At 34.9% G+C, this 15,765-nt stretch carries 17 protein-coding genes; 5 read left to right on the forward strand and 12 right to left on the reverse strand.

Translation table 11 applies throughout. From position 1 onward, the window contains the following. Positions 1-61 precede the first annotated feature (61 nt). Together ACO05K_RS13250 and ACO05K_RS13255 are read right to left on the reverse strand one after the other, a co-directional pair. The gene (locus ACO05K_RS13250) at positions 62-478 is read right to left on the reverse strand and encodes a helix-turn-helix domain-containing protein (protein ID WP_421944909.1); all 417 of its coding nucleotides are present in this window, start codon (positions 476-478) and stop codon (positions 62-64) included. 153 nt (positions 479-631) lie between these two features. Continuing rightward, the gene (locus ACO05K_RS13255; RefSeq protein ID WP_421944910.1) at positions 632-1,894 is read right to left on the reverse strand and encodes a tyrosine-type recombinase/integrase; all 1,263 of its coding nucleotides are present in this window, start codon (positions 1,892-1,894) and stop codon (positions 632-634) included. Between the two features lie 582 nt (positions 1,895-2,476). On the opposite strand from ACO05K_RS13255, the gene ACO05K_RS13260 reads away from it, so the two are divergent. Next, positions 2,477-2,905, forward strand: a complete 429-nt coding sequence (locus ACO05K_RS13260; RefSeq protein WP_421944911.1) for a CBS domain-containing protein — start codon at positions 2,477-2,479, stop codon at positions 2,903-2,905. A gap of 115 nt (positions 2,906-3,020) precedes the next feature. Here the strand turns inward: ACO05K_RS13260 and ACO05K_RS13265 are convergent, their stop codons facing one another. The 3 genes from ACO05K_RS13265 to ACO05K_RS13275 form a co-directional block, all read right to left on the reverse strand. Further along, positions 3,021-4,469 (reverse strand): M20/M25/M40 family metallo-hydrolase, encoded by a 1,449-nt coding sequence (locus ACO05K_RS13265; protein ID WP_421944912.1) that lies wholly within the window; start codon positions 4,467-4,469, stop codon positions 3,021-3,023. A 291-nt stretch (positions 4,470-4,760) separates the two neighbouring features. Next, positions 4,761-5,810 (reverse strand): TerC/Alx family metal homeostasis membrane protein, encoded by a 1,050-nt coding sequence (locus ACO05K_RS13270; RefSeq protein ID WP_421944913.1) that lies wholly within the window; start codon positions 5,808-5,810, stop codon positions 4,761-4,763. Further along, positions 5,810-6,781, reverse strand: a complete 972-nt coding sequence (locus ACO05K_RS13275; protein WP_421944914.1) for a polyprenyl synthetase family protein — start codon at positions 6,779-6,781, stop codon at positions 5,810-5,812. The genes ACO05K_RS13270 and ACO05K_RS13275 overlap by 1 nt, the downstream gene beginning before the upstream one ends. A 336-nt stretch (positions 6,782-7,117) precedes the next feature. Between ACO05K_RS13275 and ACO05K_RS13280 the strand changes: the two genes are divergently transcribed. Together ACO05K_RS13280 and ACO05K_RS13285 are read left to right on the forward strand one after the other, a co-directional pair. Further along, positions 7,118-7,630, forward strand: a complete 513-nt coding sequence (locus ACO05K_RS13280; protein WP_421944915.1) for a DinB family protein — start codon at positions 7,118-7,120, stop codon at positions 7,628-7,630. A 14-nt stretch (positions 7,631-7,644) separates the two neighbouring features. Beyond that, positions 7,645-8,631 carry an alpha/beta hydrolase gene (locus ACO05K_RS13285; protein ID WP_421944916.1) on the forward strand — a complete coding sequence of 329 codons (987 nt, stop codon included), beginning with the start codon at positions 7,645-7,647 and terminating at the stop codon, positions 8,629-8,631. A 102-nt stretch (positions 8,632-8,733) separates the two neighbouring features. On the opposite strand, the gene ACO05K_RS13290 is transcribed toward ACO05K_RS13285, so the two are convergent. From ACO05K_RS13290 to ACO05K_RS13305, 4 genes are all read right to left on the reverse strand, one after another. Further along, a complete protein-coding gene (locus ACO05K_RS13290) occupies positions 8,734-9,699 on the reverse strand; it encodes a YpdA family putative bacillithiol disulfide reductase (RefSeq protein ID WP_421944917.1) in 966 nt (321 codons plus the stop codon). A gap of 172 nt (positions 9,700-9,871) precedes the next feature. After that, entirely contained in the window at positions 9,872-11,284 is a 1,413-nt protein-coding gene (locus ACO05K_RS13295; protein ID WP_421944918.1) for an MBL fold metallo-hydrolase, read from the reverse strand. 211 nt (positions 11,285-11,495) lie between these two features. Then, entirely contained in the window at positions 11,496-12,161 is a 666-nt protein-coding gene (locus ACO05K_RS13300; protein ID WP_421944919.1) for a tetratricopeptide repeat protein, read from the reverse strand. A gap of 124 nt (positions 12,162-12,285) precedes the next feature. After that, a complete protein-coding gene (locus tag ACO05K_RS13305; protein WP_421944920.1) occupies positions 12,286-12,678 on the reverse strand; it encodes a hypothetical protein in 393 nt (130 codons plus the stop codon). 100 nt (positions 12,679-12,778) lie between these two features. Here ACO05K_RS13305 and recF point away from each other — a divergent pair, with 100 nt between their 5' ends. Together recF and ACO05K_RS13315 are read left to right on the forward strand one after the other, a co-directional pair. Beyond that, positions 12,779-13,882: a DNA replication/repair protein RecF gene (recF, locus tag ACO05K_RS13310; protein WP_421944921.1), complete on the forward strand. Its 1,104-nt coding sequence runs from the start codon at positions 12,779-12,781 to the stop codon at positions 13,880-13,882. Next, positions 13,875-14,165 carry a DUF721 domain-containing protein gene (locus ACO05K_RS13315; protein WP_421944922.1) on the forward strand — a complete coding sequence of 97 codons (291 nt, stop codon included), beginning with the start codon at positions 13,875-13,877 and terminating at the stop codon, positions 14,163-14,165. Before recF ends, ACO05K_RS13315 begins: the two co-directional genes overlap by 8 nt. A gap of 53 nt (positions 14,166-14,218) precedes the next feature. On the opposite strand, the gene ACO05K_RS13320 is transcribed toward ACO05K_RS13315, so the two are convergent. From ACO05K_RS13320 to ACO05K_RS13330, 3 genes are all read right to left on the reverse strand, one after another. Continuing rightward, positions 14,219-14,392 (reverse strand): hypothetical protein, encoded by a 174-nt coding sequence (locus ACO05K_RS13320; RefSeq protein WP_290239013.1) that lies wholly within the window; start codon positions 14,390-14,392, stop codon positions 14,219-14,221. 57 nt (positions 14,393-14,449) lie between these two features. Next, positions 14,450-15,187, reverse strand: coding sequence for an FKBP-type peptidyl-prolyl cis-trans isomerase (locus ACO05K_RS13325; RefSeq protein WP_421944923.1), 738 nt, complete (start codon positions 15,185-15,187; stop codon positions 14,450-14,452). A 102-nt stretch (positions 15,188-15,289) separates the two neighbouring features. Beyond that, positions 15,290-15,709, reverse strand: coding sequence for a nucleoside-diphosphate kinase (locus ACO05K_RS13330; RefSeq protein ID WP_421944924.1), 420 nt, complete (start codon positions 15,707-15,709; stop codon positions 15,290-15,292). Positions 15,710-15,765 lie beyond the last annotated feature (56 nt).

Here is a 15,765-nt window from a genome sequence, read left to right on the forward strand (position 1 = left end):
AAGTTAGAGTGGGTTGCAGGCGGCATAGCCGTTTAGCAATTTTTTAAATATAAATTCCATATTATTTCCTATTCAGAAAAGAAAACGGAAGGTGAGTGGTGCTTGATGCTTTATCGAGTTTCCTGCCTTTTTCTAGCCACTCTATCAAATCACTTTTTAAAAATAAAAGATTATTGCCTCGTTTGAGACTTTTAATTTTACCGTTATAAACGATCTGTCTTAATGCTTGTGGCGATTTGCGGATAAATTCCGCAGCTTCGATAGTATTTAAGTAAACTTCTTGTGATTTAGCACCTGAGAAATTCAGAGCTTTTAGAACAGCTTCAAATTGACCCACTGTAAGGTCTTTTAATAGAGTATCTTTTGATAGTCCCATTGAAATAAGAATGTAAAATAGAGCCGCCACATCAGCTATTTTACACTCCTTTACCATCCTTTTGGCGCATCTTAAAACCCAGATTTGATGTGGCAAATCCATTTAATAAGCACTATACCAAAGCTCCTGCACATTCCAGTGATCCAGTATTCGATAAAGTTTATCTCGTAAGAATTTAGTTGATACCCTTTATACTAACATGGTTCAAATATAGTACAGAACAACATAAAATAAAAATCTTTTAGTTTTTTTTATTTATAGTAAATCTGAGACGTAATGGAGGGACTTACTTGTATCGAAACTGCTTAAATAACTTTCCGTTGTTTTCAGACTTGAGTGACCTAATTGTTTACTTATGTAAGATATAGGGACTTCATTATTCATAAGATTGGTACTAAAGCTATGACGTGCAAAATACGTACTTATATTTTGAGTTATCCCAAGATCCTTCGCTATTTTTTTTAGATTAAAGTTTATCATCGATATTGCAGACCTAACAGATTTAAGCATGTCAACCTCAGATGAGCCTTCCGCAATAACATTAAAAACATAAGTATTATTATTTTTATCACTGCCATGCAGCTCAATGATACTTTTTAATTTGTCATTTAGAAGAATAGTAATCTCACAACTTTCACCCAGTTTTGACTCTGTTTTTCGACGGATGAACTTAAAATCATTTTCAGAAATCCCACTCCATTTCAATCGAAAGATATCTATACAATTCATCCCACTCGATAAATAACTAAATATGAAAATATCTCTTGCGAAAGCTTCATTTTTATTAATTGTAGAATATTCCGATAGTTTTATGATATCTTCTTTTGAAAGGGCACGCTTGTTCCCACTTGCTTTAGGAATTTTATACCCTTTGTTATTCTGTGGCCTGTGGAAAGGATACAAGGTTCCTGAAATCATTTGCTCACTTATAGCATCGTTAAATATTGACCTTACTCTTATAAGATACATCCCTAACGTTGTTTTACTATATCTATTAACAAAATCTCCAGACTTTTCTTGTCTCAATTGACTCAAAGTCCATTTCTCAAATTCTGAAAGGAAATTAACGGTGACAGTATTAAGAATCAATTCTGAATGTTTTTTTTGTTCTTTGCAATAAGCACTAAGTAAAGCTGCGGTTTGAAGATACAAATTGCCATTTCCTATCTTGTCAGCAACTATTAATCTTGAACCTTTTTCGTTTAGTAGGTAAATCAAATCAAGTCTATTTCCTTTTTGTAAATACCTTGTAGAGAATTTATCTATACAAAATGGGTCAAGCGTTAAAATTATGTCTTTTGCCTTTCGAAGGATTGCCTCAGTATAATTTTGAACTTCAATTAAATCAGACGTAAACTTCCCCTTTCCTGCTATTAGTTTTATAAAATCTGATTCTTTAAGTGAAATTTGTGTAGAAAATAGTTTTGCTTTCTTACCAAAACCAATCCTTAATTTTAGTGGAAATGTACTGTCTGATTTTGAACGTCTTCTATCAAGAAAAAGCTGAACTGTTGCCATAGTAACAAATATAAAACTTATTATTTATTTGCATGCTTTTTGCACGCTAAAAATAAATAAAGTGTTATTTTATAGTATATGATGTTACGTCTAAAAGCCCCAGAATGAAATTAATAGTAAACAAAAGCTAGTGAGAAATATCGTTTTTGTCACTACTGATGACATAATTTCTTGTTTTTAAATGTGATGCAAAGTTACGGCATAGCTTTGTGAAAGCCAAATAAATAACCTCTCAGGAGCGTTTGTAAATTGTAAATAAGCTAGTTGTTGTTAAAACTGCTAATGCAAGAAGGGCAAAAAAAAGAATTATTTTTCTTGTCTGAGATCTTCTGATTTCTTAAGACGTAAGAACTTAAAATGCTGAAAACAATCATAAAGCCTAGTAAGATAATAAGCATTTTCCGGATGTCGTTTGATTGATTGTTCATACCCAAAACTACATTTACCTACTAAAAATTTTTAAGGTAAAATCACCCTTTTTAAAACGTTGTTTTACTGAAAATACAACAGTGATTTTCCTTAAAATAAAAATTGATTTACCATTAATTATTTCTTAAATTGATGTAACCAAATTAAACTATTATGAAAACTGTAAAACATTTACTTGACACCAAGCAAGTTAGAATTATTTCTGTTAGTCCGAACAGCTCTGTTTTGGATGCTTTAAAAGTAATGACGGATAAAAACATTAGTGCCGTATTAGTGATGGAAAACGAAACTTTACTTGGGATTTTTACAGAACGAGATTATGCTCGAAAAATAGTTTTACATGGCAAAGCATCAAAAGACACCAATATTGATGAAGCCATGACCGCTAACCCAATAACCATTTCGATGAATGATACGATTGATAAGTGCATGGAAATTATGACTGAAAAGCATATTCGCCATTTGCCAATTGTAGCTAATAATGAGGTTAAGGGAATGATTTCAATTGGTGATTTGGTAAAGTTTATTATTGCAGATCAGAAACAAACAATTTCTCAGCTGGAAAGCTATATAAGTGGGTAGGGAGTTAAAAGTGGAAAGTAAAAAACCCGTCATTTCGAGAAACGAAGCGTAAAAAAGATTTCACTGCTTCAGTCGAAATGACGGGTTAAATGATTTAAGGTATTTTAATGAAAAACTATTTCCAGCGCCATTCGCCAGCAATTGTTAAAGGCTCTTTCAAATTCTGCGATTCTAAAAATGTTCTCAATTCTTCTTCGCCTTGTACACCACCCGGAATTTTTGGAGTATTTGCTAATGCATAAGTTAACATAGCGCTGTAACGAACGGTATTTTTTAAACCTTGCTCATCAACTAACTTAAAGCTATCACCATCTGAATGGTAGAATGGCCCAGAGTTATTCGGTAGCTTGCCTCCTGCTCCGCCACCTGTCGGAATGCCTTCTAAAAGAAAAGGTTGGTGGTCGCTATGCAAACCTGCACCTGCATTAAATAAATTTTTAAAACCCGTATCTATCTTTACAATATCAGCGCCCCAAGCTGTAAATAATTCTTTCATTTCAGCACGAGAAGTTGAAAATCCTTTTGGGTCGTTCGTCATATCGTAATTAAGCATAAACTTAACCTGATTAAGATTTTTATCTTTTTTAGCCTGTTCTACATAAGCCTTAGAACCTAGTAAACCTTGCTCCTCACCCATAAACAATACAAACTCTACCGTACGTTTGGTTTTTAAGTTAAGTTTTTTGAAAGTTCTGGCCATATCCATTATCGCGAATGAACCGATACCATTGTCAATTGCTCCGGTTGCTAAATCCCAGCTATCTAAATGTCCGCCAACAACAATTTTATCTTTCGGAAATTCTGTTCCTTTAAAGGTTGCAACTACATTTCTGGCTTTAATTAGTCCCGAGAAGTTGGTCATTTCGATGTGAGCAACACTAGGCTGTGTTTTAAGTTTTTCCTTTAAAGCTAAACCATCTTCTAAGCCAATACAAACTGCCGGAATGGTAATTAATTTACCAGTAACCGATGCTGTTCCTGTTAACAAAACCCCATTTTTAACCGTATTGATTATAATTACACCTGATGCACCATATTTTGTTGCAATAGCTGTTTTTTCTGAGCGGTGTAAGGATTTTGTTCCTGCGGCAGAACCTGGTAAAACACCTAAATAAATCAAGGCAATTTTACCTTTAAATTTAGCTGGATTAGCTTGATAATCTACTTCTAAACCATTTCCTGCATCAACAATATCTCCTGTAATATTTGCACTAACCGGAGAATGCGCAAGTGTAACAGCTTTAACTTTTGCAAGTGTGTTTTTATCAGCACCAATTTCTACATTAATGGTTTTTCGGCTCCAGCTTTCTACTTCGAAAGGTTGAAACTTAACTTCGCAACCATAAGATTTTAGTAAGTTATATGCGTACTGTTCTGCTTTTGCACCATTTTCAGAACCCGTTAAACGATGTCCGATGGTTTCTGTTTCGTATTTTAAGGTTTGATATGCTTTGGAGTTTTGCTGAACTTCAGTATTGATTTTTGCAAATACATCGCCAAATTTATCTTGCGCATTAACAAACGATGCGGCACAAATAATTGCAGCAGATAAAAGATATTTCATAAAAGTTTGGTTTTTTGATGGGCTTAAAGTACAAATTTTAAGCACTAAATTTTAGCTGTAACGTTTATTTTGCGCTTTGCAATTTAAATACTCTACCATTTTAGGCATCTAAGAAAATCTAAGGCAATGAGGCAATGAGCCAAAAAACTTAAATCTATGAGTTACAATATTTAAAATCATAAGCTTAGATGAACCTTAGATTTCTTAGATGGTGAAAAAACTAACCACATAAGGCATTTAAGATAACATAAGACAGAGAATTTAGATGTCTTAGATGGTTATTAAAACTCCTTATTTATGCACTACTTTTTTAGGAAAAACCAAAGAAGCAACTACACTGATAACCAAAATACTCAGAATAATAATTAGCGAATGTTCTGTAGTAAAGCCCCATTTCTCTAAATAAACATGGCCTAACATTTTCACACCAATAAAGGCCAGTAAAAATGCCAAACCAGTTTTTAAGTAATGGAATTTATGGATAATATTTACCAAAAGGAAAAACATAGAACGTAAACCCATGATGGCAAAAATATTCGAAAAGAATACAATATATGGGTCTTTAGTAACCGCAAAAATTGCCGGAATAGAATCTACAGCGAAAAGCAAATCGGTAAACTCTACAATTAATAGAACCAGAAATAATGGAGTAACCATGCGTTTATGGTTAATTTTAACAAAGAAATTTTTGCCCTCGTATTTAGGGTGAATAGCAAAAATTTTCGAAGCCCATTTTACAACCGGATGGTTTTGAGTATCAATTTTATCGTCTTCCTCTTTACTGAAAAACATTTTTATACCGGTAAAAACTAGGAATGCGCCGAAAATATATAGTATCCAGGCAAATTTTGTAATTAACGCAGCACCTACAAAAATGAAGATGAAACGCATAATAATTGCACCTAAAATACCCCAAAACAATACTCGGTGGTAATATTTTTCTTCAACAGCAAAGGCTGAAAATATTAATACAATTACGAAAATGTTATCTACCGATAAAGCATATTCAATAACGTAACCTGTTAAAAATTCTAAACCAAGGTTTTGTCTGTAAACGGCTAAACTTTGCGGAAAATCATCAGGTATGAGTTTAATGTGATGCTGATGCTTGGTAACAATGTATTGCAATCGGTTAAAATCCTCAATGCCGTGCAATTGATGGCCTTCGGTAAGCAACAAAAAGTAAAAACCAAGCGCAAGTCCAACCATTATCAAGCTCATAATGCCGGCTTGTTTTAAACTTACAACATGCTCTTTTTTACTAAAAAGACCTAAATCAAGTGCCAAAATCAGCACTATAAACAATAGGAAACCTAGACTGAAAAGTAATTCGTTACTCATTATTTTTTACGTTCGGTAGTATATAAAACGAGTTGTTCGAGTCCCGTTCTCGCTTCGCCGGCTTCAAATTGATGTAAAATATCAAAAGCTTCCTTCTGGTATTCAAGCATTTTTTGGTTGGCGTAATAAACACCTTCTTTTGCGTTTACAAAATCAATAATTTCCTGAATTTTGCCCGCATCATCCTGATGGTTTTTCACCAGATTTATGATGCATTTTCTTTCAGATTTTTCTGCCTTATTCAGCGCATAAATTAAAGGGAGCGTTACTTTCTTTTCTTTAATATCAATGCCTAATGGTTTCCCAACATCATCAGTCCCAAAATCAAAAGTATCGTCTTTTATCTGAAAAGCAATTCCAACTTTCTCGCCAAACAAGCGCATTTTTTCAATTGTAGCATCATCGGCACCAGAAGAAGCCGCACCCGCAGCACAACACGATGCAATTAACGAAGCAGTTTTCTGTCGGATAACATCAAAATATAAATCTTCTGAAATATCCATCCTTCTAACCTTTTCAACCTGCAACAATTCTCCCTCGCTCATTTGCTTAACCGCTTCTGATACAATTTGTAACAATCGATGTTCGTTATTGTTCACCGAAAGCAATAAACCTTTTGCTAAAAGATAATCGCCTACCAAAACCGCAATTTTATTCTTCCACAAGGCATTAATAGAGAAAAACCCGCGACGCTCATAAGCATTATCCACAACATCATCGTGTACAAGCGTAGCCGTATGTAAAAGTTCTACTAAAGCCGCCCCACGATGCGTAGATTCGGTAATGCCACCGCAAAGTTTTGCAGCAAAAAAAACAAACATAGGGCGCATCTGCTTCCCCTTTTGTTTTACAATATAATGCGTAATCCTATCCAGCAATGGTGCATCGCTGTGCATAGATTCTTTAAAGGTTTTTTCAAACGCTTTAATATCGGCTGCTATTGGTGTTTTTATCTGTTCGATTCCCGGCATTAAGTCGAAAAAATTTTGACTGCAAACTTAAACTAAATTCCCATAAAAAGATAATGTATAATGCTAATAATAAGGATTTGGAAAGGAAAGGAACTACAAATTACAATCTTCAGTCTTGCACTACACTTTACTCCTCCCGATAAAACCTGTGAATTTTGAAAGCCTTAATTCAAATCATCCAGACAGATGTTAAAATCGGGAGTCGTGCTCGTTCCGCTCAGGTTTATTAACAAAGTTATGTGCTGTTAAAACCCAAAACGTAGATTTAAAAATCCCTTTGCAGGTTTCAGTTATTCATTAAATATTTTACCTTTAATTAGATAAAAAAGCAGTTCAATGTCGCAAAAACTCGAAGTCTGGCAAAGAGGTCCATCGCCCGAATACATTACCGTGTTACAACCTGTCGCTCATGCATTGCTACAAGCCAGAGAAGAAATTAATGATTACATGCATCAGTTCCCGGCAGAATTACTTTGGTTGCGCCTTGCAAATATGGCATCTGTAGGTTTTCATCTTCAGCATTTAAGTGGCGTACTCGATAGGGTTTTTACTTACGCCAGAGCAGAAAAACTATCCGATTTTCAATTCGAACAATTGTATGAAGAAGGAAAAGATTCTACCGATGGTTACAGCGTTGAAGCATTAGTAAACAGATTTGACAAACAAGTTGATACAGCCTTACAGCAATTAAAAACCACTGACGAAGCAACTTTAGGCGATTATCGTGGCGTTGGCAGAGCAGGTTTACCATCAACAGTTATTGGCTTATTATTCCATGCAGCAGAACATACAATGCGCCATGTCGGTCAATTAATGGTTACCGCAGCCGTAGTAAAAGAAAAGCATTAAAATAAATCCTCTAAATGAAAAAACGTTACAAAGTTTTGCTTGGCTTATCTGCAATTTTGGTTGCTGCTTATTTCGCCGGACCAAAACCTAAAAGGCCATTATATCTGGCTACACCTGTAAAAGTTCCAGAACTAAAAGAACTTGAAAAATATGTTGCAGAAATTGAAAGTAAGCATAAAATAAAACCGGGTAATGAAGCGGAGATTGTTTGGGCAGATTCAAATCATAAACAAACTGAATACGCTATTGTGTATTTACATGGTTTTTCTGCTTCTAAAACAGAAGGTAACCCGGTCCACTTAAATTTGGCTAAAAAATTAAAGGCAAACTTATATTTATCGCGTTTGGCAGATCATGGAATTGATACCATTGCGCCGTTGCAAAATTTCACCGCCGATGGTTTGTGGAACACCAGCAAAGAAGCATTAGCAATTGGTAAAAAATTGGGTAAAAAGGTAATTCTTATCGGCACTTCTACAGGTGGAACCGCAGCTTTAAAACTTGCTGCTACATACCCAGAAATTAATAGCTTGATTTTACTTTCACCAAATGTTGCTATTAACGATAGAAATGCCTGGATGTTAAACGACCCATGGGGATTGCAAATTGCAAGAAAAGTTTTAGGTAGCGATGAACGCGTTGTTGATGGCAGAACTTTAGAATACAAAAAATACTGGTACACCAATTATCGGATAGAATCGTTAGTAGAGCTTCAGGAATTTGTTGAAACCACTATGCTGAAAAAAATTTTCGAAAAGGTAAAGCAACCAGTTTTAATGGTATACTATTATAAAAATGAACTCGAACAAGATCCTGTTGTTCGGGTTGATGCAATGCTGAAAATGTATGATGAACTTGGAACTGCCTCTGGGTTAAAACGTAAAGTTGCAATTCCAAATGCTGGTAATCACGTGTTAGGTAGTTATCTAACATCAAAAGATTTACCAGGTGTAGAGTTAGCGATTGATAGTTTTGTAAAAGATGTTTTGAAATTGCAGTAACGTTTAAAGACAGTCGTCATTGCGAGGTACGAAGCAATCTATTTTTGACAAAACATCTTTTAGCGAGATTGCTTCGTGCCTCGCAATGACGATAACGTTATCTTACCCCACAATATTCGTCACAATCATCTCGGCATGTACTCTCGAGTTTTCTATGAAAAGCTTATGTGTATCCATACCTCCGCAAACCACACCTGCAAGGTAAAGCCCTTTTACATTGGTTTCCATTGTATCTTCATTATAAGCGGGGCACAAACTTTCGGGTAAATCAATCCCAAATTTTCTTAGCATCGAAAAATCAGGTTGATAACCGGTCATTGCGATTACAAAATCATTTGAAATGGTTTTTATGCCTTCAGGTGTTTTAACATATACTTCATTTTCTCTGATTTCAAGTAGCTCAGAGTTAAAAAGTGCAGTAATCTCTCCTTCCTTTATCCTGTTCTCAATATCCGGACGAACCCAATATTTTACATGCGGCCCGAGTTCGTTACCTCTAATAATAACGGTTACTTTCGCACCTTTTCTGTAAGTTTCTAAGGCGGCATCAACTCCAGAATTATTTGCGCCAACCACAACTACATTTTGGAACGCATATAAATGTGGGTCTTTATAATAGTGTGTAACTTTTGGCAAATCCTCTCCAGGAACATTCAGTAACAAAGGAACATCATAAAAGCCAGTCGCAACAATTACATTCTTTGCAGTGTAATCGGCTTTTGAGGTATTGATTTTAAATATTTCATCCTCACCTTTATCAACTTTGTTAACCCTTTCGAATAAATTAATATTCAAGTTAAATTTTTCAGCTACGCGACGGTAATATTCAACTGCTTCGTTTCTGTTTGGCTTCGGACTAATCGTAACAAAAGGAACGCCACCTATTTCCAGTTTTTGAGAAGTGGAAAAGAAAGTCATGAAAACCGGATAATTAAAAAGGCTGTTTACTAGTGCCCCTTTTTCTATAATCAAATAACTAAGGTTAGCTTTTTGGGCTTCGATAGCGCAAGCCATACCAATCGGACCAGCGCCAATGATGATGATATCGTAATGAGATTGGTTTTTCATTTAAGTTTTATCGACTAATGAGATTGCTTCGTGCCTCGCAATGACGATAGCAATAAACCCTCATTGAGATAATAAAATATTGATCAGCTTAGACATTTAAGACTTTCTAAATTCAGCACAGAAAACTTTTAGAGCTAGAATGTTCTTAGGTTTCTAAGATGGTTCAAATTAATTAAACTTTCATTGCTTTACTTGGGCAAGCGAAATCGGTTCTTTTTAAACTGGTATTTTTAATGGCACTATAGCCACCTGCAACATCTATTACATTTTCTACACCACGAGATTTTAAAATTGATGCCGCGATCATAGATCGGTAACCACCAGCACAATGAATGTAATAGGTAGATTTTGGATTTATCTCGTCCATCCAATCGTTAATAAAATCTAACGGGCGACTTAAAGTAAACTCCAAATGCTCAGATTCATATTCACCAGGTTTGCGAACATCTAAAGCGGTAATTTCATTTTGATTAAAGGCTTCTTCAAAAGCATCAGCAGAAATGGATTCAATGGTATCAATTTCCTTGTCTGTAGATATCCAGTTTTGAAATCCGTTTTCCAGATAACCAATCGTATTATCGTAACCAACACGGGTTAAACGTGTAATGGTTTCCTGTTCCTTGCCTTCATCAGTTACCAATAAAATTGGCTGCTGCAAATCGTTAATCAATGCGCCAACCCAAGGCGCAAATTGTCCGTTCAACCCAATGTTAATTGAATTTGGAATAAATCCCTTTGCAAAAATCTGAGGATCGCGGGTATCTAAAATCAAAGCACCGATTTGGTTTGCTAAATCTTCGAAAGCCTGAGGTGTTAATGGATTTAACCCTTTTTCGAAAACTTCATCAATACTTTCTACAGCACCTTTATTAATTGCAGCATTCTTTGCAAAATATTGTGGCGGAGGCATAATTCCATCCGTAACTTCTGCAATAAACTGTTCTTTATTTTCTGCCTTAAGAGCGTAATTAACTGCTTTCTGATGCCCTAAAGTATCGAACGTTTCTTTGCTCATACTTTTACCGCAGGCAGAACCAGCGCCATGAGCCGGATAAACGATTACATCATCTGCCAAAGGTTTAATTTTATCATTTAATGAATCGTAGAGCATTCCTGCTAAATCTTCCATTGTTAAATTGCCTTTTTGCGCTAAATCCGGACGACCAACATCTCCTATAAAAAGTGTATCACCACTAAAAATGCAATGGTCTTTTCCGTTTTCATCCGTAAGAAGATAGGTTGTAGATTCAAGGGTGTGACCAGGCGTATGTAAGGCAGTAATTGTAATATTACCAATTTTAAATTGCTCACCATCTTTTGCAATGTGCGCTTTAAATTCAGTTTTGGCAGTCGGGCCGTAAATAATTTCAGCACCAGATTTTTCAGCCAAATCTACATGACCAGAAACAAAATCGGCATGAAAGTGCGTTTCGAAAATATATTTAATCTTTGCCCCGGCCTTTTCTGCCTTTTTTAAATAGGTTGAAACCTCTCTCAAAGGATCAATTATAGCAGCTTCTCCATTACTTTCTATATAATAAGCAGCTTCTGCTAAACAACCTGTATAAATCTGTTCTATCTTCATATTTTAGATTTGAGAATCGAGATATGAGATTTAGCAATCTTATATCTTCACCTTACAATCAAAGCAAAAATAATGCTATTTAATTATAACCGAAATGATGCGCATCATAATTGCATAAGTTTTACTTAACCCATAGTCTCAACCTAAAAAATATCAGGGCAAAAAAAAGACCATCTTTCGATAGTCTCTTTTAAAAATATTTAGTTAATGATTATTTAACTTGTTCTTCAGCCCTTGCAATGTAAGCGTCAATTAGTTGAGCTTCCTGACTTTCAGGGTATTGAGATTTGATTTTGTTATATGCTTCAGCAGCGCCTTTAAAATCTTTTAAGTTTTCGTTTACTAAACCTAATTTCTTTAAGAACATAGGAGAAGTAAATTTACTTGCTTTATCTGCAGCTTTTTTATAATAAGTAGATGCTTGTTTGTAATCTTTCAATTCACTGTAAGCATCACCTAATAAACCTAAAGCTAATGGATCTGCAACCGGACTACCAGTAGCACTGTATTTGCTTAAAGCATCGATAGCTTGTTTGTATTCACCTTTACGTAAATAAATACCACCTAAATATAAGTTAGCTAAATTAGCTGATTTTGTATTATCGTAATCTTTAGCAATTTGCTCTAAACCTGGGTAACCGCCTTCGCCTTTAATTGCTTTGTTAGATAAAGAATCTACACCAATTAATTGCTCTGCTTTAAACATTTTACTTGCAGCTTCTTCAGCACGATCTTTTAAGTAAACGTTTTGGTACCAAAAATATACACCAATTAAAACCACTACAGCACCAGCTATAAATAGCAGGCTTTTATTATTTTCCTGTAAAAAAGAACCTTTTCTAATAGGTTGAGTTGTCTGATTATCTGTTGTAGACATGTTTGTTTAAAAAATTTAAGATTGCAAAAATACGTTTTTCAATCAAAGTATCAACCTTTATTTTTAAGTATTTAATTAAACTGTAGTTATTTAGAAGCTCGAAATATTGGATATTGTGTTTCTCTTACCTTAGCAAACTAATTAAAGTGTTAAACCAGGTTTTATTATCGCTGAAAATACCGCTGTAGTTAATAATAAGGTAAATGGTTTGACTTTCGGAATTGCTTATAAAAGACTTTATACGGATGGGCTGCCAAAGTGCACCAAAGTTTTTTACAGATGTTGCCGGAAATATATCATCGAAACCCATGTAAACTTCTTCAATGTGCGAAAGTGGAAGTTCTAAATGTTCATCGCCTGTAATAAAAAGACCATTAGATGCGAGAAGAATATTGCCTTCGTGGTTGTGCATTGGCTTTATAAAAGAGAATATTCCAGCAATCGTTTTTAACCAACCATTTCTTTTTTCGTTGTTCAGTTCATGATCGTACGACCAAAGAACATTTCCTTCTAACATTTTTTGTGCTACCATATAATTTTCCTAACGATGAATGTAAGCTTTAATTTTTAACATTAACCGTTTGAAGGGTAAAAATTAGGTAAATTGCGACATATTTATGTGGTTAAAGAATATTACCCTTCTTAATTTTAAAAATTACAGCGATGCAGGAATCAGTTTTTCTGAAACCGTAAACGTATTTACCGGCAATAATGGCTCTGGCAAAACGAATATGTTAGATGCTATTCATTACCTGTGTTTGTGCAAAAGCTATTTCAACCCTATTGATGGACAACAAATCAAAACCGGTGCTGATGTTTTTATGATTCAGGGTGATTTTGACCGCAACGAAAGAAATGAAAAGATTAGCTGTGGCGTAAAAAGGAGCCAGAAAAAGCAGTTCAAAAGAAACAAAAAAGAGTACGATAAACTTGCCGACCACATCGGTTTGTTCCCGGTAGTGATGGTTTCGCCTTACGATGTAAATCTAATAATGGAAGGTAGCGAAGAGCGCCGGAAATTTATTGATAATGTGATTTCTCAAACCGATTCACATTATTTAGACCAGCTCATAAGTTATAACCGAGTTTTGGCTAACCGAAATGCAATGCTTAAGCAAATTGCCGTTACCAAAAGGTACGACCCTACCTTGCTCGAAATTATGGATGAGCAATTGGTTTTGGCAGGTAATAAAATCTTCGCAATGCGAAATGCTTTTATGGATGATTTTATTCCGCTCTTTAACCAATATTATATCTACCTAACGGATAATAACGAAATTGTAGAATTAAACTATCAATCTCAACTAAAGGAAACTTCTTTTGAGGAACTGTTAAAAAAATCAGTAGAGAAAGACCGGGTTTTAGAACGCACCACCACGGGCATACATAAGGATGAGCTTGTGTTTAGCATACACGAAATGCCACTGAAAAAGTTTGGTTCGCAAGGTCAGCAGAAATCATTTTTAATTGCCTTAAAGCTTGCGCAATATGCCTACCTTGCAAAAAACAAAGGATTTAAACCTTTATTGCTACTCGATGATATTTTTGACAAGCTTGATGATAATCGTGTTCAAAAGCTGATGCAAATGGTTTCACATCACGATTTTGGGCAAATTTTTATTACCGATACAGGCATAGAAAGGGTAAAATCTATTTTCAAAAAGATAGAAGTTGATGTAACTTTGTTTGAAGTAGAAAACGGAAAGATTCAAAATGCGTAAACCTAACGATGTTACCCTAAAAGATGCCATCAGCAAAATGCTTGATGTGTATAGAATACGCCGTAAATTCGACGAAACTTCAATTGTTGCCATTTGGCCGGAAATAATGGGAACTGCAATTGCCAACAGAACCAAACAGATTTATATCCACGATAAAAAATTATTCATCAGGATTGAATCATCCGTAATAAAAAATGAATTGGTTTTGGTGAGGGCTGGAATTATCCAAAAACTAAATGACCACGCAGGCAGTGTTGTAATAAACGAAATTATCTTTTTGTAAGACATAAAAAAGGTGCAAGGTAAATAACCTCACACCATATTTTTTAATTGCCTTTATCCCTTACCGCCGAATACTTTGGATAGAATCCAGATGATAAGCGCAACTACAATTACAACAATAATAATTCCCGACCAAACGCCGGCTTTAAAAATACCTTGAGCCAATTCGCAACTGGTTAAGGTAGTGCATAAAAATGCAATAAGTACTAAAGGCAATGTTCTTTTCATGTTGATGTCAATTTGGTATAATTAACATAAAACCTGAAAGAAAGTTTTGTTTCGAGGCTATTTGCCGTTAACTTTTAACAATTCAATTTCAAAAATCAGAGTGCTATATGGTGGAATATCCGGGCCATAACCACGCTCGCCGTAAGCTAAATTGTAAGGAACGAAGAACTTATATTTCGAACCTCCATTCATTAACTGTACACCTTCAGTCCAACCTTTTATTACCTGGTTTAGTGTAAATGTAATTGGCTCTCCTCTATCATAAGAACTATCAAATTGCTTTCCATCTAATAAAGTTCCTTTGTAATTAACTAAAACAGAATCGGTTGCAGTAGGTTTCGCACCGTTTCCAGCTTTCAATACTTCATACTGCAAACCGCTTGCGGTTGTTTGTACACCAGTACGTTTTTTATTTTGCTCTAAAAATGCCTTCCCTTCTGCTATTTTACCTGCAAATTTACTTTTGTTGGCATTGTTTAAAACAGTAGAAATTGCTTCTTGCGCTTGTTGCTGATCTAAAACCGTTTTGGCACCAGTAAAAGCATCCTTTAGGCCTTTTAATAATATATCGTAATTTAAGGTAGATAAACCAGTTGTTTTTAAACTTGCACCAATAGAAGTACCGAAAGCGTAACTAGCCGAATCTAAAGATGATTTTAAAGCAGCAGGCGAAGCAGTTGGTTTTGATACTACTTTAGCTGCTGTTGCTGGTTTTTTAGCTACAGGTTTTTTGGTTTGTGCAAATGATGTGATAGCGATACCAGAAATTAATACCGTTAAGAAAATTTTTTTCATTTAATTTATATTGTGTTTTAATGGCGAAAGATACAAAACTTATAAAACATAAAAACCCCGAAATATTTCGGGGTTTTTATGTTTTATCTTTTAAAAATATGCTTAGAAACGTTCGTCAGCTTTGAAGAAGAAGTTACCTTCAATTTCTGCATTCTCATCAGAATCTGAACCGTGAACAGCATTTGCATCAATTGATTTTGCATATTTCTGACGGATTGTACCTTCTGCAGCTTCAGCCGGGTTAGTAGCACCGATTAATTTTCTGAAATCTTCGATAGCGTTATCTTTTTCTAAGATAGCTGCAACGATTGGTCCTGAAGACATAAAGCCAACTAAATCTTTGTAGAAAGGACGCTCAGCGTGTACTGCGTAAAACTGACCAGCAGTTTCATCAGTTAATTTAGTATATTTTAATGCAATGATTTTAAAACCAGCATTTGTGATGTCGTTTAAAATAGATCCGATATGGCCGTTTGCAACTGCATCTGGCTTAATCATTGTAAAAGTTCTGTTAGTGCTCATTGTGCTTTGATATCAATTTTTGTGCAAAAGTACGTTTTATTGATGAAAGAAAAAGC

Origin of the sequence: Pedobacter sp., assembly GCF_965227205.1 — a bacterium.
Classification (GTDB): domain Bacteria; phylum Bacteroidota; class Bacteroidia; order Sphingobacteriales; family Sphingobacteriaceae; genus Pedobacter.